This is a genomic window from Streptomyces sp. x-80, from assembly GCF_046549095.1.
Classification (GTDB): Bacteria; Actinomycetota; Actinomycetes; order Streptomycetales; family Streptomycetaceae; genus Streptomyces; species Streptomyces celluloflavus.
On the sequence record NZ_JAJPWM010000003.1, the window covers coordinates 203,955 to 224,813 of the forward strand.

A 20,859-nucleotide genomic window follows, 5' to 3' on the forward strand; every position below is an offset into this window, starting at 1 on the left:
GTCGGTGATCTGTCCCTCGTACTGGCGTCGGTTTCCGCTCACACCGACCCCGAGGGTGCCGCGGATGCCGTCGGGCGGCATCCGCGGCGGGACGGCGGTCGCACCCTCACCGTCCTCCGGCGTCCGCCACGTCCTCGCTCGGGCCCGCCGCGTGGATGCGTCCCGCGTCGAGACGGTGGACGGTGTCGGTGTAGGCGGCGATGAGGTCCAGCTCATGGCTGACGAGCACGAGTGTCAGCCGGCGTTCGGTGCGCAGCCGGGTGAGCAGCTCCATGACCGCGACGGCGGTCGCCGGGTCGAGTGCGGAGGTGACCTCGTCGCAGAGCAGCAGGTCGGGCTCGGCGGCGAGGGCGCGGGCGATGGAGGCGCGCTGGCGCTGCCCGCCGGACAGCTCGTGGGGATAGCGGTCGGCGAAGTCGCGGGGGAGACCGACGTCGTCGAGGAGCCGGCCGACCCGGTCGGGCCGCTCCGCCCGGCCGGCGGTCCGGTGGAGTTGCAGCGGGCGGGTGAGGGACGCGCCGATCGTGCGGGCGGGGTTGAGGGCGCCGAGGGGGTTCTGCGGGACCAGCTGGATGCGCCGCTGCTGGTCGCGGCTCCGCTTGCGAGCGGGCACCGGCAGGGGCTCGCCGTGCCAGGTGAGCGTGCCGGAGACCGGCGTCTGGAGCCCCGCCAGCGTCCGCAGGAGGGTGGATTTACCGGATCCGGAGGGGCCGATGATGCCGGTGGCGGTGCCGGCCGGGGCGTGGAAGTCCGCGTCCCGCAGCGCGTGGTGGGTGTGGCCCTGGTGGGTGAAGGCAACGGACAGGTCCGTGGCGCGCAGGCCGTCGGCGGCGGGGACGGCGGCCGGTGCGGGAAGGCCGGTCCGCGCCAGCCGGTCCGGCGGTCCGGAGGGGTTTCCGGGCGTTCCGGCGGGGGCGCCGAGGACGGTGACGGCGTCGGCGCACGCCTCGACGAGCCGAGGGTCGTGGCAGGCCAGGACGATGGCGACGCCGCGGTCGGTGGCGAGGCGCCGGAGGAGGCCGGCGATCTCGTCGCGCAGGGCGTTGTCGAGTCCGGCGGTGGGTTCGTCCAGCAGGAGGACGGCGGGCCGCCGGGCCAGGGCGCGGGCGAGGGCGAGCCGGCGTTGCTGTCCGCCGGACAGCGCCCCCGGGCGGTGGTGGACGAGCGTCTCGGGCAGCCGGCATTCGGCCATCAGCGCCGCGACGGCCGCGGGCGAGCGGTCGGCGGCGACCTCGGCGATCAGACGGCCCGCGCGCATCCGGGGGTTGAGGGCGGAGCCGGGGTCCTGGCCGACGTAGGCGACGCGGTGGCGGCGGAGCGCGCGCAGCGCGTCGGGCGCGAGGGCGAAGACGTCCTGGCCGAGGACCGACACGGTGCCGGACGTGACGCGCGCGCCGTGCGGGAGGTCGCCGACGAGGGCGCGGAGCAGGGTGGTCTTGCCGGAGCCGGAGGGGCCGGTGAGGGCGGTGATCGTGCCGGCCCGCACGGTGAGGCTGCTGGTGCGCAGCAGGGCCGGGCCGTCGGGCAGGGCTATTCCGAGGCCGGTGACGGTGACCGGCGGCGGGGCGTCGGGCAGGTCTGTCCGGCCGTCCCGGGGTATGCGGTCGGCGGGCGTGGCGGGGTGCCGGGTGGTGGTCATCGAAGGGCAGCCTTGCGTGCGGCGGCGGGGGCCAGGGCATCAGTGGCGAGGTTGACGCTGATGGCGAGCAGGCCGATGGCGAGGGCGGGGGCGACGACGGCCCAGGGGTTGAGGAGGATGCCGGGCGCGTTCTCCCGGATCATCAACGCCCAGTCCGCCTCGGGGGGCTGGGGCCCGAGTTGCAGGAAACCGGCCATGGAGATGACGTACACGGCATCGACGAAGCGCAGGCCGAACAGGGCGAGCACGGTGGCGCGCAGATTGGGCAGGATCTCCCGGAGCGCCAGGTGTCCCACGCGTTCCCCGCTCGCGACGGCCGCCTCGACGAACCCGGTGGCGGCGAGCGGGGCGGCGGCGCCGGCGACGATCCGTACCGCGTACGGGGTGCCCAGCACGATGGCGGCCACGGTGATCGCGAGGCGCCCGCCGCCGGGCCAGGCCAGGGCGAGCAGCATGATGCCGAGCACCGGCGGCAGCAGGATGGCGGTGTCCGCGGCGCGTTCGACGAGCCGTCCGGTGCGTGGGCTGACGGCGGCGAAGCAGCCGAGCAGGGTGGCCAGCAGCGTGACCACGGCCGCGACCGTCAGGGCGCCGGCGATGAGGGCGCCGCCCCCGTGGAGGAGACGGCTCAGCACGTCCCGGCCGAGCTGGTCGCCGCCCAGCAGCGCGTCCGCGCCGGCCTCGCCGTAGGGGGCGGTGACGGGCTTGTCGACGGGCTCCGCGGCGAGCAGCGGACCGGCCAGGGCGGCCAGTACGAGCAGCGCGGCGGGGGCGACGCGGAGCAGGGCCCCCGGCCGGGCGCGGCGCAGGCGCCGGCCGTCGGACACGGTCGCGGCGCTCATGAGCGGGCTCCCAGGGTGCGGGCGCGGACGAGGTCGGCGAGGAGCAGGACGAGCGTGATGACGGCGGCGGCGCAGGCGACGACGCCCGCGATGACCGGGGTGTCGCGGTCCGCGACGGCGCCGGCCAGTACGGTGCCGATTCCGGGGTAGTTGAAGAGGGTTTCGACGACGACGGCGCCGCCGAGCAGCATGCCGGTGGAGGTGGCGACGCCGGTGGCGATGGCGGGCCAGGCGCCGGGCAGGGCGTGCCGCAGCAGGACGCGCGAGGTGGACAGGCCGTCGAGGCGGGCCGCTTCGACGTGCGGGGCGGCGGCCTGGTCGGCGAGGGCGGCGCGGACGATGCGGGTGTTCCAGCCGGTCTGCGGGACGGCCAGGGCCAGCACCGGCATGACGAGCATGGTCCAGGTGGCGGGCGAGCCGTCGGCACCGGTGACGGTGGCGGCGGGCAGCCAGCCGGTCCACAGGGACAGCACCAGCAGCAGACCGATGGAGACCACGAACTCGGGCAGGGCGAAGGCCGCGGTGGAGGTGAGATCCACGATGCGGTCCACCGCGCCCCGGGGACGTGCGGCGGCCCAGAGGCCCAGGGCGAGGGCGCCGAGCACGGTCAGGACGAAGGCGGTGCCGCCCAGGAGAAGGGTGTTGGGCAGCGGCGCGGCGAGCAGATCGGTGACGTGCTGGCCCCGGGCGGAGGTGCCCAGGTCGCCGGTGGGAAGGGCGGTGATCCAGTCCCAGAAGCGTTCCCACACGGGCCGGTCCAGGCCCAGCAGATGGCGGCGGGCCGCGAGACCGGCGGCGCCCTCACCGCGTTCGGAGGTGGCCGAGGCCGCGTCGCCCGGCAGCAGCTCGATCGCGGCGAACACCACGGCGAGCAGGACCAGCAGCATCACGAGGCGCTTGGCGAGCACGGCGGCGACGCGGACCGCCAGGACGCCCGCCCGGCGCGCGGCCGGGGCCGCCGCGGGCCGGGCGGCGGCCTCGGCCGGTGGCGCGGTGGTGTCGGTCACCGGGCCAGCCAGACGTGTTCGAGCTGGACGCGTCCGTAGCCGGGGAGTGCGGGCAGGCCGTGCACCTTGGGCGCGGCCAGGTCGATGCCGTCGGCCATGCCCCACAGGAGGTGGCCGGACCGGTCGTGCTCGATCTGCTGGAGGTCGCGCAGGGCGGCGGCGCGGGCCTCGGGGGAGCCGGTGGCGATGGCCTTGTGGTACGCGGCGTCGAAGTCCTTGTCCGACCAGCCGGCTTCGTTCTGCCCGGCTCCGGTGGTCATGGTCTTGGACGCGAAGAAGACCACGGAGTCGTTGGTGCCCCAGTAGTTGGTGTAGAAGTCGCCCTTGAGCCAGGTCTTGTCGTAGAAGGTGCCGGACTCCTGCTTGACGACCTCGACCTTGACGCCGGCCTCGCGGGCCTGGGCGGCGAACAGGGTGGCGGACTCCGCGAGCCCGGCGATGTCCTCGGTGGTGACCAGCTGGTAGGTCTTGCCGAAGTCGAACCCGGCCTCCGTGAGCCGCTGCTTGGCCTTGGTGAGGTCGCGGGTGCGCTGCGGGATGTTCTTGGCGTAGCCGGGGTCGCCGGTGCCCAGGATGTCGTTGGCGACGGTGCCGTATCCGGACAGGACCTGCTTGACCATGGCCTCGCGGTCCACGATCAGCTTCATCGCCTCGCGGACCCGGGGATCGGCGAACGGGCCGCCGGAGGTGCGCATCACGAGGGGCATCGCCATATCGTTCGGGCGCCGGACGACCTGGATGTCCTTACGCGCACCGGCGGTGCGGGCCGCGACGGCGCCGGCGTTGGAGGCCAGGTCGATCTGACCGGACAGCATCGCGTTCGCCATCGCCTGGGGGCTTTCGAACATGGTCACCTCGATGGCGTCGAGCGGGACCGGGCCGCCGTGCCAGTGCTCGTTGCGCAGCAGCCGGGCGTTGCCGCCGCGGTACCAGTCGAGCTTGAACGGGCCGGTGCCCGGTGCCTTGGCGATGTCCTTGTCGGGGGTGTCCTTCTTGAGGATGAACGTCGACAGACGCGTGATCATGGGGAGATCGGCGTTGGCGAAGTCGGAGACGAGGACGACGGTGTCCTTGCCGTCGGCGGTGATGTGGTCCGCCGTGATTCCGGGCAGGCGGGCCGCTCCGGCGGGGGTGTTGCGCAGGCGGCGCAGCGACCAGACCACGTCCTCGGCGGTGACCGGGCTCCCGTCGTGGAACGTCGCCCCCTTGGCGATGGTGAAGCGCCAGGTCTTGAGGTCCGCCGAGGGCTTCCAGGCGGAGGCGAGGCGGCCGACGGTGTTCTCCTTGAGACCCGGTGCGGTGAGGGTGTCGTGGACCAGGGCGATGACGAGATAGTCGCTCTCGTTGCCCTGATTGCCGTGCGGGTCGCGGGTGATGGCGGAGGCGCGGCCCAGGGCGCCGACGCGCAGTGTGCCGCCCTTCTGCGGAGTGCCGCCGGAACCGGAGGTCGCCGCTTCCTTGCCGCCCCCGCAGGCGGCGAGCAGCGCGGCCGCGCCTATGCCGCCGCCGGCCCACAGCACCTGGCGCCTGTTCCAGTCCACGTCGCCCTCGCTCCACTCGTCCGCAAATTCTTAGGGTTGCCTATCCTAATGACGGCCATTTTCACAAGAGTGCGGGGTCCACCGATAGTGCCCGGCCTCCGTCGGCTGCCGTCGGCCGGTGCTCGCGGGGTGGTGATCGGCCCCTTGTGGGGCGGGAGTTCCGCGTGGTGGGGCGGGAAGTTCCGTGGGTGTGCACAGAAGTGAAAAATAGTTAGGCTTGCCTTGCCTAAGTCGAGTGGGTAGCTTCCTCACATCCGCCGGACGCCGGGTACGGAGACCGCGCACCGAACCGTCCCGTACCCCGGCCGCAGAGCGCGCTCCGCCATGCCCGGGGAGCCGCGCGCGGACCCGATCGCCGCCCTCGTTCGCCGCCCTCAACGGAAACGGACCGCCTCGACATGAGCACGGGAACCGCCCCCGTCCGCCCACTCGACACCGCCGGCGCCGAAGAACTGCGCCGGGCCGCCGAGAAGATCCACACCGAATTCGGCACCTCGGCCACCTCGCCCGAACTCCTGGCCCGCGTCGCCGAGTCCGCCGCCGGACTGAGCGAACCCGTCCGCCACCAGCTGCGCCCCGTCGACACCGACGACGGCCTGTTCGTCCTGCGGGGCCTCGACGCCGACGACGACGAGACAGGACCCACCCCCGCCGGCTGGGCCGCCGCCGGCGACAGCGCCGCCGTCCACGACATCGTCCTGCTGCTGCTCGCCACGGTCATGGGCAACCCCCTCGCCTGGGAAGGACAGCAGAACGGCCGCTTCGTCCACAACATCGTGCCCGCCCCCGGCCACGAGACCGAACAGACCGGCGCCAGCAGCACCGTGCTGCTCAGCCCGCACACCGAGGACGCCTTCCACCCCGGCCGCGCCCATCTGCTGATGCTCGGCTGCCTGCGCAACCACGACGACATCGCCACCACCGCCGCCAGCATCCGCAAGGCCCGGCTCGACGAGGCCGATATCGCGCTGCTGACCCGGCCCGCGCTGCCGATCCTGCCCGACGACGCGTACACCGTGGCCCGGGACTTCGACGGAGGACGCCCGCCCGCCGTCCCCGTCCTCTTCCGCGCCGAGGACGGCCTGACGCTGCGTTTCGACCCCGCCTACACCCCGGTGGCCGACGCCCCGCCCGCCTACCGGGCCGCGTACGGGCGGCTCGCCGACGAACTCGCCCGCGTCTCGGTCGCCGTGAGCCTGCGTCCGGGCGAGGTGCTGATCGTCGACAACGACCTCGTCGTCCACGGCCGCGTCCCGTTCCGGGCCCGCTACGACGGCACCGACCGCTGGCTCAAGCGCGCCTCCGTCCGCGTCCCCGGGCGGCGCACCCGCCCGCCGGCCGAGGCCGCCGAACACGGCTACGGTCAGGCCGCGGTCGAAGCCCACGCCGCCTGACCACCCACCCACCGAGGACGGACATGACCGAGACGAAGAACCCGGCGGCCGACGCCGCCCCCGGCATACCCGCCGACGACAGCACCCTGCGCGTACTGTCCACCAGCGACCTCGCCGGAATCGACATCACCCTGACCGACGTCGTCGACACAGTGGAGGGCGCCTACCGCACCCTGGCCGCGGGCCGGTCGGACAACCCCCGCAAACTCACCGTGCGGCCCGCCGACGGCCACTCCGTCTCCTACGCGATGCTCGGCCGGGACGGTTCCCGCAACGTCGTCGCCGTCAAGACCTCGTACAAACACGGTCTGGACAAGGGCCGCGCGGAGCAGCACTACTACACCGCCCTCACCCTCTACGACGACGTCACCGGCCTGCCGGTCGCGATGATGGACTGCGGCCGCATCGGCGCGCTGCGCACCCCGGCCGTCTCCGCGCTGCTGGCCCGCGAATGCGCCCGGCCCGGCGCCCGCAGCGCCCTGGTCATCGGCACCGGCACCCAGGGGCGCCTGGCCCTGCCGTTCCTGCTGACCACCCTGCCGGACCTGACGCGCCTGATGCTCTCCGGCACCCACCCCGAGGGCATCGCCGCCGTACGGGAGCAGCTGCGCACCCACTTCCCCGACCGGGACCTGGAGGTCGTCACCGACCTGCGGGCCGCGGCGGCCGACGCCGACATCATCATCGCCACGGCCGGCGGCCACACCACCGCCGCGGTCGAGGCCGACTGGCTCAAGCCCGGCGCGCTCACCGTCCTCGTCGGCCACGGGCTGGCGCCCTCCACCCTCCACCGCGCCGACCGCGTAGTGGCCACCAGCGAGGCGCAGATGAAGGTCACCGGCACCGACATGGCCGACGCGACCGGCGGATTCCCGGCCGTCGACACCGAGTTCCCGCCGGTCATCGCGGGCATCACCGCCGGCCGCCGCTCGGCGCGGGAACACGTCTTCGCCTACAACAGCGGGCTCGTCGTCACCGACATCGCCCTCGGCCACCGCTTCGCCCAACTCGCCATCGACCAGGGCCTGGGGCAGCAGGTGGCGCTGTGGCGGTGACCGGCCCGCGCACCACGGACCTGCCGACCCTGCCGGCCCACCCCGACCCCGAAACCGACCAGGTGCTGGACAGCGGCCTGCTGCACGAGCTGTCCTACGCCTTCGGCGGCCCCTTCCACTTCCTGCTGCCGCACCGGTTCGACGCCAACCTCGCCGCCTTCCGCACCGCGCTGCGCGACGCCGGTGTGGCGGGGCAGGTGTACTACGCGAAGAAGGCCAACAAGGCCGCCGTATGGCTGGAACGCTGCGCCGCCGACGACGCGGGCGTGGACGTCGCCAGCGCCCCGGAACTGCGCCAGGCCCTCGGGCACGGCGTACGCGGCGAGCACCTCGTGGTCACCGGCCCCGCCAAGAGCGAGGAACTGCTGCGCCTGGCCGTCCGCCACGGCAGCCTGATCGCGGTGGACGCCCTCGACGAACTCGACCTGCTCAGCACCCTCGCCCAGAACGGCGCGGGACGCCCCGCCCGGCTGTTGCTCCGCCGGCTCCCGCCCGCCCAGCCGCACAGCCGCTTCGGCATGCCCGACACCGAGCTGACGGCGGCCCTGGACCGGTGCGTACGCGCCGGGGACGCGGTACGCATGGAGGGCTTCAGCTTCCACCTCGCCGGCTACGCCACCCGGCCGCGCGCCGACCTCGCCGGCGAACTCCTCGACTGGTGCCTGCGGGCGCGGGCCCTGGGACTCCCGGCGGACCGGATCAGCATCGGCGGCGGCTTCGCCGTCGACTACACCTCCGCCGGCCACTGGCACACCTTCCTCGCCGGCCAGCGCCCCGAGCACTACCACGCCGGCAAGACGTTCCGGAACGCCGACTTCTACCCCTACCACTCACCGGTCGCCGGAGCCGACGCGCTGCGCGAGATCCTGGCCACCGTCCCCGCGAACGGGCACACCACCCTGGCCGCCCGCCTCCGCGAGACCGGCACGCGGCTGCTGACGGAACCGGGCCGCGCCCTGCTGGACACGGCGGGCGCGTCCGTCTTCCGCGTACAGGGCGTCAAGGACCGCGACGGCTACCGGATCGTCACGGTCGACGGCACCAGCCTGAGCCTGTCCGAGCAGTGGTTCAACAGCGAATACCTCCCCGACCCGCAGCTGGTGACCCCCGCCGGCCGGGCCCACGGCGACGACGTCCACCCCGCTTGTGTGGGCGGCGCCTCCTGCCTGGACTCCGACCTGCTCACCTGGCGCAAGATCCCCTTCCCCGCCCGCCCCCGCGTCGGAGACCTGCTGGTCTACCCCAACACGGCCGGCTACCAGATGGACTCCAACGAGTCCCCCTTCCACGATCTGGCGCTGCCGCCCAAAGTTGTCCTGGACCGCCTCGGCGCCCGCCCGCGCTGGCGCCTGGACCGCCGCCCCGCACTCTGACCTCCCCTCACCTGCCCCAGGAGTTCCCCCATGAACGAGGCCCTCGCGCGCCCCGCCGTGGTCTCCCGCATATCCGACCTCATCGGATACACCCCACTCTTCGAGCTCTGCCGCACCGAGACCGGCAGCCGCCTCCTGCTCAAACTGGAGATGTACAACCCCACCGGCACCGCCAAGATCCGCATGGCCCGCCAGATGGTCCTCGACGCCGAGGCACGCGGCGAACTGCGGCCCGGCGGCCGCATCATCGAGTCCACCTCCGGCAACACCGGCCTGGGACTGGCGGTCATCGCCGCCGAACGCGGCTACACCTTCACCGCCGTCGTCGACCACCACGCCTGCGCCGACAAACTGCGCGCCATGCGGGCACTGGGCACCGAACTCGTCTACGTCGCCGAGGACGGCACCGACGAACTGGCCACCGCCGCCCGTGAGGAACTGGCCGAGGACATGGCCCGCGGCCAGGACAACACGATCTTCACCGAGCAGCACAACAACCCCAGCAACGGCATCGGCTACTTCCCGGTCGCCCACGAACTGCATCAGGCCCTGGACGGGCATCTCGACGTCCTCATCGGCGCGGTGGGCACCGGCGGCGCGCTCTGCGGCACCGCCCGCGAACTGCGCACCCTGGTGCCCGGCGTCACCGTGATCGGCGTCGAACCCAAGGGCTCCATCGCGTTCGGCGGCCCCGCCCACGACTACTACCAGTCCGGCACCGGCACCCCCGAAGGCGCCGAGATCGGCGCGCTCGTCGACTACGACCTGATCGACGAAGGCGTCAAGGTCGGCGACATCGAGGCGTTCGCCACCGCCCGCGCCGTCGCCCGTACCGGCCTCCTCATCGGCGGCTCCGCCGGCGGCGTCGTCCACGAAGCCCTCACCCGGCTGCCCGCCCTGCCCCCGGGCACCACTATGGTCGCCCTGGTCAACGACGGCGGCGAAAAGTACCTGGACACCGTCTTCGACGACGACTGGATGAACGCCCGCAACCTCATCGACCCCGCCGTGGAACGCGAGATCGACGAAACGCTCACCAAACTCCGCAGGAACTGATGCCGCCATGCAGCTGATCACCCTCCTCCGCGACAGCCGTGCCCTGGCCACCCTCGCCGTCCCCCTCATCCTCACCCAGCTCGCGCAGGTGGCCCTGACCACCACCGACACCGTCATGATGGGGCTGCTCGGCACGGTCGACCTCGCGGCAGGGGGGCTGGCCATCGTCATCTTCAACCAACTGCGCACCATGGGCGTGGGGCTGGTCACCTCCGTCGGCAACCAGATCGCCGCGGCCTCCGCACGGGCGGAAGCGGCACAGGGCTCCGGGGCACCGGACGCCGGCCGGGAGCGCGGCGGAGCCGGTGAACCGGCGGAGAACGGCGGAGCCGGTGAACCGGCGGAGAGCAGTGAGGAGGTCCGCCGGATCGTCCGCGCCAGCCTGGCGGTGGCCACCCTCGCCGGGGTGGCCGGAGCCGTCCTGATGCTCCTCATCGGCCAGGCACTCACCCCGCTCGGCCAGGAGGCCGACGTCGTCGACCGCGCACAGACGATGCTGCTCGCGCTCGCGCCCGGCCTGGTGCCCTGCCTGTGGTTCCAGGCCATCCGCCAGTTCACCGTCGGCATGCGCCGCCCGCAGGCCCTGCTCCAGATCACCATCGCCTCCGTCGCCGTCAACGCAGCCGTCAACTGGGCGCTCATCCACGGCACCTGGGGCCTGCCGAAGCTGGGCCTGCCCGGCGTCGGCGTGGCCACCTCGCTGGTCTACCTGCTCTCCTTCCTCGCCCTGTACGCCTCCGCGAAGCGGGACGAGGTCCTCGGCCCCCTGCTCAGCCTCAACATCGCGGCGGCCGACCGCGCCACGGTCCGCCGCCTCATCAAGCTCGGCATACCCATCGCCGCGACCTACGGTTCCGAGGCCGGGTTCTTCTCCGTCACCGCCCTGATGGCCGGGTCCTTCGGCAGCGCCGCCCTGGCCGCGCACACCGCCGTCAACCAGCTCGTCTACATCGTCTTCCAGGTCGCGGTCGGCCTCTCCCACGCCGCGTCCATCAACGTCAGCCGCGAACTCGCCCTCGGCCGCACCGACACCGCGCTGCGCATCAAGAACACCGCGCTGGCCTGCGCCGCCGCCGTCATGGCCGTCGTCGCGGTCCTCTACATCACTCTGCCCCACCTGGTCCTGAGGCCCTTCTTCGACACCGGCGACGCCAAGGACGCCGAAGCCGTCGCCATCGCCACCCACCTGCTCCTCGTCATCGCCGTCCTCCAGTTCTTCGACTGCGCACAGAACATCGGCGTCGGCCTGCTGCGCGGCCTCGACGACACCAAGAGCGGATTCCGCATCACCCTCATCGGCTACTGGGTCATCGGCCTGCCCACCGCCTGGCTCCTCGGCTACGCCGCCGGACTCCACACCCTCGGCATCTGGCTCGGCCTGCTCACCGGCCTCGCCGTCACCGCCGTCCTGCTCCTGCGCCGCTACGGCGCCAGTCTGCGGGCGAGGGGCGTCGGACGGGAGGCGGCGCCTGCGACGTAGGGGGGTTCTGGCGTGGCGGGTGGGTGGGTGGTTGGAGGCCGTGGTTGGAGGCCGTGGTTGGTAATTGGTCGTGGGTGGTGGGTGGTTGGTGGTTCGAGCGGTAGGTGGTGTGGGTGGGGGAGGGGTGCGGGTCGGCCGGGGTGGGGCGGACGGGCTGCGGTGCCGGCGCCGCCAGTGACACCGCCACCGAGGCCGGCGCCGCCCACGCCACCGAGGCAGACATCGCCCCGGCCATCGCCACCAAGGTCATCACCGCGACCGCGACCGCGACTGCCACCGCGACCGTCACCGGCATCGCCCGCACGGGGCCCGTTGTCGTCCGGCCCGGCCCGGCCGGACCTCGTGCTCACCGCCGCGCTGGTGACCGACCCCGTCGTGCGCCCATCCCCGCTCCGATGCCGACCCCGAGCGCGATCGCTATCAGATGACCGGTGTCGGTGAACGTCCGCTCCGGTCGCAGCACCGGCCGGATGCCCAGCGCCAGCAGCCCGGCCGTCGAGGCGGTCCGCGCGCCACGGTGCGGAACGGTCATGGCGAGCGCGCCGAGCGTGGCGTTCAGCCCGTAGCTCACCCCGACATCGATCGCCCGCGCCGTCACGTCGGGCGGATCGGCGCGCACCCGGCCGCGCAGACCCGCGTAGACCAGCAGGCTGGCACCTATATGACCCGCCGCGAACACTCCGGCCGCCCGCCGCGGGCACCATCGCGCCTCGGCCGTGCCCAGGGCGGCGAGCAGCGCCGCGCTGTACGGCAACGGCAGCGGCTCCTCAAGGAACGCCGCACTGGTGACCAGCGTCCGCCACTGGCGGGCCCGCAGATTCTCGACGTTGGTGGAGTGCGCGCGCAGCAAATCGGCCCGCCGAGCGCCCGGCAGCCGCGCGGCGGCGTACGCGCCCACCCCTATGGCGACGACATACAGCGGCGCGACCCAGGGCAACCGGCGCCGCCCGGCCGAGCCCGAGGACACGGGCGCGAGCGGGGGCGTGGCGGCGGCCGGGGGCACGGACAGGGGTGCCTGCACGGGCGTGGCCGGGAGTTCGGCCGGAGGCGCGGACGCTGACGTGGACGGGGATTCGGATGCGGACGGGGACATGGCGGCAGCGGGCGGCGCGGAGACGGACGGGCGGCCGGACGAGGCCGGGGGCTTTGACGCGGACGGGGACCCAGGCGCGGACGAGGGCTTCGATGTGAGCGGAGACTTCGACGTGATCATGGACTTCGGTGTGAGCGGGGACTCCGAGGTGAGCGGGGACTCGGGCATGGGCGAGGGCCTTGGTGCGGACGGGAACAGGGATGAGATCCATCGGGAACCTGAGACCCACCGGGAACCTGAGACCCGTCGCGAGTCTGAGACCCATCGGGAACCTGAGACCCATCGGGAACCCGCGCCCCCTTGGGGAGCCGAGGTAGATCGGGAACCCGAGGCAGTGGGGGAACCCGAGGCAGTGGGGGAACCTGAGGCCGGGTGAGAGCCCGAGGCAGGGCGGGAGCCCGACGCCCACCAGGAGCCCGACGCCCTCCGGGACCCGGCCGAGCCCGACCGGGAGCCAGGGGCCGGCGGGGGCACCGAAGAGACCCACCGCGAGGCCACCGAGACCGACCGGGAGCCGACGGAGACCGACCGGGAGATCACGGAGACCGGCCACGAGACCGCAGCGAGGACGGAGAGGCGTCCCCAGAGGGACTTGTTCGCCGACATCTCAGACCCCCTCCGGCAGCCGCTTGCGCCGACCCGGCCCGGCGGCTTCGACGACCTGCTCCGGATCGCCGACCCACCGCACCGGCGGGCCCGCCGCTATCCACCGTGCCTCGTCCGGCCGCACCTCGTCCGGCGAGACCGGGCGGTCCCCGGCGGCGCAGGCATCACGCGGGCCCGCCACGAACGGGCCTTCGCCGTCACGCCGGATCCGCGCGAACATCTGGCTCTGCCCGGGGACCCGCTCGGGGACCGCGAACGGGTCGTCGTAGCCGCCGAACCGCCCCAGCGGGCTGGACGGTTCGCCGTCGGCCGGGCGCGGGTGGACCGGCCCGGTCTCGGTCTGCACGGTGATCGCAAGCATGGGTACAGCGTGCCAGCCGCCACTGACAACGGCCCGACCGGAGTGCCGCCCAGCCCCTGACCGCGGCGCCCCGGACCCAACTCCCTTCCAGCCCACACCTCTTAACCCGACCTCAACTCTCCTTCACCTTTCTTCCCATCCCCAACTCCTGCTCCGTACACCGCCGTCACGCCACCCCATCGCACCCACCCCTGGACACCACAGCCTGCCTGCCACAGCCCTGCCCGCCACAACCCCGTGCGCCCCGGACGTGAACTCATCGGACGTGAACTCATCGGACGCGCGCTCCTCAAGACGCGCGCTCCTCAAGACGCGCGCTCCTCGGACGCGCGCTCCGCGGTCCGGCACACCGCGTCCCGCGCCCCGGACCCGCGCGGCCGCCCAGGCCGCACGCCGGGCCCCGTATCCGCGCCGCCCGGCACCGCGACCCACGGCCACCGGCACGCCGAGACGCCGGCACCCGGATACGCCGGCACCCGGATACGCAGCCACGCAGCCACGCAGCCACGCAGCCACGCCGCCACGCCTATACACCGGCCCGCAGCAACCGGAGTATCTGCCTCCCCCTCCCTGATCCCCGCCGCACCACGCGGAACACTGTCCCCATGACCTCCACGCCTCCTCCCATGGCCTCTACGTCCCCGGTGACCTCTACGTTCCCCGTGGCAACCCCGCGCATCGGACTTCTCGGCACCGGCCCCTGGGCGCAAAGCGTCCACGCCCCCGTGCTCGCCGCCCACCCCGGCGTCGACCTCACCGGCATCTGGGGGCGCAGCCCGGCCGCCGCCGCGGAGCTGGCGCACACCCACGGCACCCGCCCGTACGCCACCCCTGACGAGCTGTTCGCCGCCTGCGACGCCATCGCCATCGCCCTGCCGCCCGCCGTCCAGGCCCCCTTGGCGGTACGCGCCGCCGAGGCCGGCTGTCACCTCCTTCTGGACAAGCCGGTAGCCACCACCGTGGCCGAGGCCCGCGCCGTGGCCGACGCCGCCGACCGCGCGGGCACCGCCACGGTCGTCTTCTTCACCCTCCGCTTCGGTCAGCGGGAGGGAGAGTGGATCGCCGAGCAGGCCGCGGCCGGCGGCTGGTTCACGGCGCACGCCGACTGGCTCAGCTCGGTCTTCGCCGACGGCAGCGAAAGCCCGTACCTCGACTCCCCCTGGCGCCGCGAGAAGGGCGCCCTCTGGGACATCGGCCCGCACGTCCTGTCCGTGCTCCTCCCACTCCTCGGCGACGCGGAATCGGTCACCGCGACCAGAGGCCCGGCCGACACGGTACTGCTCACGCTGCGTCACCGTGGCGGGGCGGCGAGTTCCGCGGCGGTCAGCCTGACCGCCCCCGAGGCCGCCGCCAGCTACGACGTCACCGTGCACGGCGCCGCGGGCACCACGTCCCTGCCGAACGGTCAGGAAGGACCCCGGCCGGCCTACCACCGAGCCGTCGACGCCCTGCTCGCTGCCGCCCGCACCGGCCGCCCCCACCCCTGTGACGCCCGCTTCGGCGTCCGCGTCACCGAAATCCTGGCGGCCGCGGAGGAATCCCTGAAATGACGCCGCCAGGCACCCCCTGAACCCCATACCGCCCCCTGCACCATCCACAGACCTACGCCTTCCGGACCACGGCAAATTGGCGCTTTCGGTCGTGGAAGACAGCAACGATTCGTCTTAACGTCGGGGTCGTTGTTCGTGCCACTCCCGGAGCAGCCAGCACGGCCAGCACTGCCGGCACAGCCAGCACGACTGGCGCGACCAGCGCAGCCGGAACATCCAGCACAGCCTGAACAGTCGGAACAAGGAGTCACATCTCCGCCATGACGACCCCCGCGAACACACCAGGCCCCGACCGCGCCCCCGCCCCTACCGACCCGGCCGCGGACACCCCCGACCCGGCCCCGGCCCCCTTCACCAGCTACGTCGAATCGATCCTCACCTCCCTGGCACGCGTCCCGGACCGCCCCGTGGTGACCACCGCGGACGGCGACGAGATCACCGCGGGCGCCTTCCATGCCACCGTGCACCGCATGGCGGCCGAGCTCGCCGACCGGGGGATCGGCCGCGGCCGGACCGTCTCCCTCCTCAGCGGTAACCGCCCCGAAGTCCTCGCCGCCCGCTACGCCGCCAACCTCCTCGGCGCGCGGGTGGTCTTCCTCTACGACGGTATGGCGCCCGAGACCCTGGCGCGGATCGCGGAGAGCGTGGAAACCGCCCTGCTCCTGGTCGACCCCGACCTGCACGACACCGCGAAGGTCCTGCTCACCCACCTCCGCGGCGACCGCCCCGCCGTCCTGACCCTCGGCCCGGCACCCGACGCGACCACAGGTGCGGCCACGGACACGGCGCAGGCCACGGACACCCGAAATCACCGCCCCCACGCCGAGCCCCTCGGCCCCGACCTCCTGGCCGCCTGTGCCGCCCGTCCCACCACTCCCACCGTCCCGAGCGCCGCCCGCCCCGAGGACGACTGGTGTATCCGCCACACCGGCGGAACGACCGGCATCCCCAAGGGAGTCCGGATGGCGCACGCCCCGTACGCCCGGATGCTCACCGCCGGCGGCCCGGGAGGCGCCGGCGAACCGCCCCGCTTCCTCGCCTGCACCTCACTCGCCCACCTCGCCGGGGTGATGACCGACCTCACCCTCGCGGCCGGCGGAAGCGTCGTCCTCCACCGCACCTTCGACCCCGCCGCCGTACTCGCCACCATCGCCCGCGAGCGCATCACCCATCTCTGGCTGCTGCCCCCGCTCCTCTACCGCCTCCTCGATCACCCCGACCTCCCCACCACCGACCTCAGCTCCCTCACCCGCATCAGCTACGGCGGCTGCCCCGCCTCCCCCTCCCGACTGCGCGCCGCCGCCCAGGCGTTCGGCCCGGTCCTCTACGGGGGCTACGGGCAGTCCGAAGCGATGATGATCAGCGAAGCGAGCCCGGACGAGCACACGGTGACCGGTCTCGGCGGCCGGATCACCGTCGGCCGCGCACGGCCCGGCGTGGAGATCGCGATCCGGGACGCCGACGGCCGGACCCTGCCACCGGGGGAGCAGGGCGAGATCCAGGTACGCTCCGCCGGCGTGATGACCGGCTACTGGAAGCGGCCCGATGCCACCGCCGAGGTTCTCTTGCACGACGGCTGGCTGCGTACCGGCGACACCGGCTGCCTCGACGCCGACGGTTACCTCTTCATCGTCGACCGCCTCAAGGACCTGATCATCGTCGTCGGCGGCCACGTCCACCCGGCGGAGCTCGAAGACCTTCTGCACACCCACCCGGCGGTCGCCCACTGCGCCGTCTACGGGGTGCGTACCGCCGACGAGACCGAGGAGGTGCACGCCGCGATCGTCCCCGCCGCGGGCCGGACCGTCGACGCCGACGCCATCCGCGCCTTCGTCACCGAGCACAAGGGAGTGATATACGCCCCGGCCGCCGTCCACCTCGTCGACGAGATCCCCCTCACCCCGGTCGGCAAACCCGACAAGGTCCGCCTCCGCGCCACCGCCTGACAGGGTCGCCCCGAAGGCCCCAAATCCCCTCTGGCCAGGGGCGATTGTCAGTGTCCGACGGTAGAATGGGAACCAGTCAGTGAGGGTTCACCACAGCATCAGGAGGTCTCCGTTGGCCACTGCCACGCTCATGACGAAACCTCTCCCGGCCCACCCGCTGCCCAGGAAACCCCTGCCCGCCGGCTGGCCGCGCGAGCGCTACGAATCCCACAACCGCCGCCTGAAGGCCATGCGCCTGGCCATAGCCCTGCTCGACACCGGCGTCTACCGCCCCGCCCAGGCCCATAACCACAAAATCCGCACCACCGCGGCCCAAATAGGAGTGCGCCCGCCCTCCGACACCACGTGCCGCCTGGTCCGCGCCCTCCTCTACGACAACTGCTGACGCCCCCAGGGCCGCGCCGACGCCCCGACCAGTCAGGGGAGTTCCCCCTGCACTCCGCGGCACTCAACACTGACCCAGCACCACTCCCACGCTGAGCCGACGCGAGTCCCACGCTGGGCCGGTGCCGGGCCGGTGCCGATCGAGCACCGGCCCAGACCCCGGCCCGGCACCATCCCAGCACGGCTCACCCCTGACCCTCGTCGCAGCTCGCAGCTCGCAGCTCGCAGCTCACCACGCACCGCTCATCGCCCCCTTGCGACCGCCCACCGGACGGCGGCGAACCCCAACCGACAGACCCGCGAACCGTGCCGCCCTGGAGCGTGCCGCCCCGGAGCGTGCGCTCCCCGGAGTCCGAGGCCGGGACCGCGCCCGCGCCTGCTGCCGCAACCGAAGGTCGAGACCGAGCCGGCAGCGGCGCCACGAAACCCCTACCCCTCAGCGACCCCCACCCTGACCCAACGACGGGGAGGCCCGCCGACCGGGCTGCCGTCGTTGAGGCGCATACCGGCCGTCCAACAGGCATACGCCATCTCCCGCGCGCTGTACGACGACGGATGGGCCCGGTCCCAGAGACGGAACAGCCACCACTCAGCCGCCACATCGGGAGCGGGGGAGAGCGGCAGCTCACCGTGCCATTCGACCGCCCCGTTCCGTGCGCCCGCACCGTATGTCCCTCCCCCGAGGCCAAAAGAGACCCCGCAGGCCGCGGTGGACGGGGAGAGGGCCGTCACCAGACGCGCCGAACTCAGCTGACGGCCAACGGTCTGCATCAACACACAGCCACCCGGAACCCCCGTCACCCCCGCGTAATTCCGCGCCTCGTCGTAGTCGTTCGGGTCGAAGCCACCCGGCCCCGTTCCGTACGGTCCGGGCGCACGGTCGAGGTCGAGCACCGGATGCTCGGCGGGATCGGCGCCGAGCCGCCGTATCACCTGCTCCTCGTCCAGCCCGGCCACGAAGGCGACACTCAGGCCGTCCGCGTGCACTCCGTCGAAGACCGCGATCAGCTGGTCCGCTTCACGCTGGAGTGCCCGTTCGCCGGCGGTCGCCCCCGAGGCTCCCGGCAGCCGCTCGAAGAGAGGCGCCAGCGAGGGAACCGTCAGCGCCAGGCCACCCGCAGACCGTCCGCCGCACTGCGACAGCCAGGGATCGGCACCGGCCGCCAACAGCAGGGAGACGTTCTCGGCCCGCCCCTGGCAGACCGCCTGCCACAGGGCCGTGAATCCCCGGCCGTCACGCCCGTCGATGTCCGTTACCCGGCCGGCCAGTTCGACGACGACCTCCGCCGAACCGTGCGCGGCGGCCTCGAACAAGGCGGTGTACGGATCAGCGCCGGCACCGAGCCGTGCCCGTACGAGCCGCAGATCGTCCCCTTCCTCGGACCACCTGATGCCGTCCCAGTCGGCCCGTGGCGCATACCGGGCCGGATCATCGCGAGGATCCTGCGCCCGCTCCGGCGCCTGCCGGAGCGCAGCACCGCCCGCCGTGGACAGGTCCGTCCCAGGGCTCCCGAACGAGAGCGCCGGAGCGAAGGCCGGGACACCGTCCGGCTGCGGGACCGGCGGCTGAATCCCTGGCCGCCTGTCGACGACCCCGTCCACCGCCGCCCGGATCTCACCCGCATCGATCCGTGTACGGGTCTCCGGTATGTCCTCGTCCGGCCACTCCACCACTAACGTCAGCTCACCCTCGGGCGGCAGCGCGGACAGCCACAGATCGACGGTCCGGTGGAACCCGCCGCCCCCGCCCCCGACCGTCCGCAGCCGCACCCGCCGTCCCTCAGCCGTCCCCGCAGGGAGCCAGGGCTCCCCGTCCAAGGTCGTGCCCCGACGCCCGTCCGCCAGCACCAGCCCCACCCGCAGTCCACCAGCGGCCGTCCCGCCGAACACCACGCGGTCGTCACTCCGGAACCGGCGCCGGAAGACCGCAAGGTGCAGCGTGACCGAATCGGGCCACACGGAGAAGCCCGTGAGCATCACCCGCGCGCAGCCACCGTGGCCGACCTCCGCGGTGTGGTTCACCACCTCCGGAAGGAAGTGCTCCGCAGGCGGAAAGGCACGGACCATGTCACCCGACGGACCGAGTTCCACGAACTCCGGCTCCGCCGGCTCGGGTTCGGCCGCCACCACCAGATCCTCGAAAAACCCCACAGCACACCCCTCCCCACGGCGCCCCTTCGCCGGCACCCGCTGATGGAAACGATGCTGACAGAGGGGTCTGACAATTCCGGCGGCGAGAACACCACGACCAGGACGACTGTGACTGGTCGAGATGCTTGTCACCTGGTCGCGATGTCTGTCACCGGAGCCAGTTCGGCGGCTGCCATCTTGTGAGCAGTGACACGGTGGTTGGAACCTGGCCACGAGGAGTGGAACCACCGTCGAGTCCCTGGCGAGGTTGACCCCGGCCGGGCTCTTCCGGCCCAACTCAGACCCAGCGAATGTCGACCAGACCGGTTCCGGCGAAAGTGGCAAGTCGCCGCAGGTGGCAACTCTCGGGCTGGACGCGGGCGCAGGCCGACTCCGTCGTGGCTGTCGTTGAAGAAGAGAATGAACGTCCAGACCTGATCCGCAGACTTGATCAGGCCGATGCGCAAGGCCTCGTCTTCTGAGTGTTCGAGGATCGCGACGGTCTCGGCGAGGCCGGGTGTCGCGACCGCGCGCCTCCGGGTGCGGGGGAGCAGGGTCCGGTAGGTGCGGAAGAGTCGGTCGCCGGCTTCCGGCTTACCCGGCGCTCCGGTTCAAGGTGGCGCGCAGGGACCCAAGCAGGCTGAGGGCCTGCGCGCTGGAACTGCCGGGCTCCGCCTGGTAGACGACCAGCTGCTGGCCGGGAGCGTCGCGCACGTCGAAGGTCTGGTAGGTGAGGGTCAGCTGGCCGACGTCCGGGTGGCGGAGGTGCTTGGCCTCCTGGGTCTTGCCGCGCACCGCGTGGGCGTTCCACAGACGGGTGAAGTCCGTGCTGTGGCCGGTGAGGGTGCGGACGAGCTCCCGCAGCCGGGGGCTGTCCGGGTCGAGCCCGGCCGCCTGCCGCAGGTGGCCCACGACGGCCTGGGCCGTGTGGCCCCATCGTTCGTAGAACTGCCGGCCCGCCGGGTCGAGGAAGGCCATCCGGGCCGCCAGGACGTCCAAAGTCCGGTTGATGACGAACGCCGGGGCGGCCGGGTAGCCGTCCAGCAACTGGCGCAGGGCGGGGCCGACCCGGTCCGTGGTGTGGGCGAACCGGCTGCTCGGCACCGTCCCCGCCAACTGGTGCAGGTGCGTGTGCCCGTCCGAGTCAAGCCGCAGGGCGCGGCCGAGCGCGTCGAGGACCTGGGCCGATGGGTGGCGTTCTCGCCCCTGTTCCAGGCGGGTGTAGTAGTCCGCGTTCACCCCGGCCAGGACGGCGACCTCCTCCCGGCGCAGTCCGGCGACCCTGCGTACCCCGTGGCTCGCTACGCCGGCGTCCTGCGGCAGCAGGGCCGCACGGCGTGCGCGCAGGAACTCTCCCAGGTGGTTGTCGGTCACGCTCTCACCCTAGGCCGCGCCGGCGGAG

General features: G+C 73.1%; 16 protein-coding genes. 8 read left to right on the forward strand and 8 right to left on the reverse strand.

The features are described from left to right. Nucleotides 1-106 precede the first annotated feature (106 nt). The 4 genes from ACLJWH_RS06475 to ACLJWH_RS06490 form a co-directional block, all read right to left on the reverse strand. Nucleotides 107-1,639: an ABC transporter ATP-binding protein gene (locus tag ACLJWH_RS06475; protein WP_411140610.1), complete on the reverse strand. Its 1,533-nt coding sequence runs from the start codon at nucleotides 1,637-1,639 to the stop codon at nucleotides 107-109. Beyond that, nucleotides 1,636-2,481 (reverse strand): ABC transporter permease, encoded by an 846-nt coding sequence (locus ACLJWH_RS06480; RefSeq protein WP_411140611.1) that lies wholly within the window; start codon nucleotides 2,479-2,481, stop codon nucleotides 1,636-1,638. Before ACLJWH_RS06480 ends, ACLJWH_RS06475 begins: the two co-directional genes overlap by 4 nt. After that, nucleotides 2,478-3,368: an ABC transporter permease gene (locus ACLJWH_RS06485; protein ID WP_411140886.1), complete on the reverse strand. Its 891-nt coding sequence runs from the start codon at nucleotides 3,366-3,368 to the stop codon at nucleotides 2,478-2,480. The genes ACLJWH_RS06480 and ACLJWH_RS06485 overlap by 4 nt, the downstream gene beginning before the upstream one ends. 116 nt (nucleotides 3,369-3,484) lie before the next feature. Continuing rightward, the gene (locus ACLJWH_RS06490) at nucleotides 3,485-5,029 is read right to left on the reverse strand and encodes an ABC transporter substrate-binding protein (protein ID WP_411140612.1); all 1,545 of its coding nucleotides are present in this window, start codon (nucleotides 5,027-5,029) and stop codon (nucleotides 3,485-3,487) included. A 398-nt stretch (nucleotides 5,030-5,427) separates the two neighbouring features. Between ACLJWH_RS06490 and ACLJWH_RS06495 the strand changes: the two genes are divergently transcribed. Genes ACLJWH_RS06495 through ACLJWH_RS06515 form a run of 5 tightly spaced genes read left to right on the forward strand, consistent with a single transcriptional unit; the run spans nucleotide 5,428 to nucleotide 11,387 of the window. Beyond that, on the forward strand, nucleotides 5,428-6,423 hold the full coding sequence (locus tag ACLJWH_RS06495) for a TauD/TfdA family dioxygenase (RefSeq protein WP_411140613.1): 996 nt from the start codon (nucleotides 5,428-5,430) through the stop codon (nucleotides 6,421-6,423). A gap of 23 nt (nucleotides 6,424-6,446) precedes the next feature. After that, nucleotides 6,447-7,478, forward strand: coding sequence for an ornithine cyclodeaminase family protein (locus ACLJWH_RS06500; protein WP_411140614.1), 1,032 nt, complete (start codon nucleotides 6,447-6,449; stop codon nucleotides 7,476-7,478). Next, the gene (locus tag ACLJWH_RS06505; RefSeq protein WP_411140615.1) at nucleotides 7,469-8,851 is read left to right on the forward strand and encodes a Y4yA family PLP-dependent enzyme; all 1,383 of its coding nucleotides are present in this window, start codon (nucleotides 7,469-7,471) and stop codon (nucleotides 8,849-8,851) included. The genes ACLJWH_RS06500 and ACLJWH_RS06505 overlap by 10 nt, the downstream gene beginning before the upstream one ends. 30 nt (nucleotides 8,852-8,881) lie before the next feature. Continuing rightward, on the forward strand, nucleotides 8,882-9,907 hold the full coding sequence (locus ACLJWH_RS06510; protein ID WP_411140616.1) for a cysteine synthase family protein: 1,026 nt from the start codon (nucleotides 8,882-8,884) through the stop codon (nucleotides 9,905-9,907). Nucleotides 9,908-9,914: 7 nt separating this feature from the next. Then, nucleotides 9,915-11,387 (forward strand): MATE family efflux transporter, encoded by a 1,473-nt coding sequence (locus tag ACLJWH_RS06515; protein WP_411140617.1) that lies wholly within the window; start codon nucleotides 9,915-9,917, stop codon nucleotides 11,385-11,387. 346 nt (nucleotides 11,388-11,733) lie between these two features. Here ACLJWH_RS06515 and ACLJWH_RS06520 read toward each other — a convergent pair whose 3' ends face one another. Together ACLJWH_RS06520 and ACLJWH_RS06525 are read right to left on the reverse strand one after the other, a co-directional pair. Next, nucleotides 11,734-12,480 (reverse strand): rhomboid-like protein, encoded by a 747-nt coding sequence (locus ACLJWH_RS06520; protein WP_411140618.1) that lies wholly within the window; start codon nucleotides 12,478-12,480, stop codon nucleotides 11,734-11,736. A 607-nt stretch (nucleotides 12,481-13,087) separates the two neighbouring features. After that, nucleotides 13,088-13,447 (reverse strand): hypothetical protein, encoded by a 360-nt coding sequence (locus ACLJWH_RS06525; protein WP_411140619.1) that lies wholly within the window; start codon nucleotides 13,445-13,447, stop codon nucleotides 13,088-13,090. 626 nt (nucleotides 13,448-14,073) lie between these two features. Here ACLJWH_RS06525 and ACLJWH_RS06530 point away from each other — a divergent pair. The 3 genes from ACLJWH_RS06530 to ACLJWH_RS06540 all read left to right on the forward strand — a co-directional run bounded on the left by ACLJWH_RS06530 (nucleotide 14,074) and on the right by ACLJWH_RS06540 (nucleotide 17,328). Further along, on the forward strand, nucleotides 14,074-14,997 hold the full coding sequence (locus ACLJWH_RS06530; RefSeq protein WP_411140620.1) for a Gfo/Idh/MocA family protein: 924 nt from the start codon (nucleotides 14,074-14,076) through the stop codon (nucleotides 14,995-14,997). Between the two features lie 260 nt (nucleotides 14,998-15,257). Beyond that, nucleotides 15,258-16,943 carry an AMP-binding protein gene (locus ACLJWH_RS06535; protein ID WP_411140621.1) on the forward strand — a complete coding sequence of 562 codons (1,686 nt, stop codon included), beginning with the start codon at nucleotides 15,258-15,260 and terminating at the stop codon, nucleotides 16,941-16,943. A gap of 130 nt (nucleotides 16,944-17,073) precedes the next feature. Next, a complete protein-coding gene (locus ACLJWH_RS06540; protein ID WP_387808475.1) occupies nucleotides 17,074-17,328 on the forward strand; it encodes a hypothetical protein in 255 nt (84 codons plus the stop codon). Nucleotides 17,329-17,756: 428 nt separating this feature from the next. Here the strand turns inward: ACLJWH_RS06540 and ACLJWH_RS06545 are convergent, their stop codons facing one another. Next, nucleotides 17,757-19,478, reverse strand: a complete 1,722-nt coding sequence (locus tag ACLJWH_RS06545) for an ankyrin repeat domain-containing protein (protein WP_411140622.1) — start codon at nucleotides 19,476-19,478, stop codon at nucleotides 17,757-17,759. A gap of 573 nt (nucleotides 19,479-20,051) precedes the next feature. Further along, nucleotides 20,052-20,831 (reverse strand): helix-turn-helix transcriptional regulator, encoded by a 780-nt coding sequence (locus ACLJWH_RS06550; RefSeq protein WP_411140623.1) that lies wholly within the window; start codon nucleotides 20,829-20,831, stop codon nucleotides 20,052-20,054. Between the last annotated feature and the right edge of the window lie 28 nt (nucleotides 20,832-20,859).

Coding starts and splice junctions, on each gene's coding strand:
- ACLJWH_RS06500 (WP_411140614.1), top strand. CDS start 6,447: ATGACCGAGACGAAGAACCCGGCGGCCGACGCCGCCCCCGGCATACCC.
- ACLJWH_RS06520 (WP_411140618.1), bottom strand. CDS start 12,480: ATGTCCCCGTCCGCATCCGAATCCCCGTCCACGTCAGCGTCCGCGCCT.
- ACLJWH_RS06540 (WP_387808475.1), top strand. CDS start 17,074: ATGACGAAACCTCTCCCGGCCCACCCGCTGCCCAGGAAACCCCTGCCC.
- ACLJWH_RS06525 (WP_411140619.1), bottom strand. CDS start 13,447: ATGCTTGCGATCACCGTGCAGACCGAGACCGGGCCGGTCCACCCGCGC.
- ACLJWH_RS06530 (WP_411140620.1), top strand. CDS start 14,074: ATGGCCTCTACGTCCCCGGTGACCTCTACGTTCCCCGTGGCAACCCCG.
- ACLJWH_RS06535 (WP_411140621.1), top strand. CDS start 15,258: ATGACGACCCCCGCGAACACACCAGGCCCCGACCGCGCCCCCGCCCCT.
- ACLJWH_RS06495 (WP_411140613.1), top strand. CDS start 5,428: ATGAGCACGGGAACCGCCCCCGTCCGCCCACTCGACACCGCCGGCGCC.
- ACLJWH_RS06480 (WP_411140611.1), bottom strand. CDS start 2,481: ATGAGCGCCGCGACCGTGTCCGACGGCCGGCGCCTGCGCCGCGCCCGG.
- ACLJWH_RS06515 (WP_411140617.1), top strand. CDS start 9,915: ATGCAGCTGATCACCCTCCTCCGCGACAGCCGTGCCCTGGCCACCCTC.
- ACLJWH_RS06485 (WP_411140886.1), bottom strand. CDS start 3,368: ATGCTGCTGGTCCTGCTCGCCGTGGTGTTCGCCGCGATCGAGCTGCTG.
- ACLJWH_RS06475 (WP_411140610.1), bottom strand. CDS start 1,639: ATGACCACCACCCGGCACCCCGCCACGCCCGCCGACCGCATACCCCGG.
- ACLJWH_RS06510 (WP_411140616.1), top strand. CDS start 8,882: ATGAACGAGGCCCTCGCGCGCCCCGCCGTGGTCTCCCGCATATCCGAC.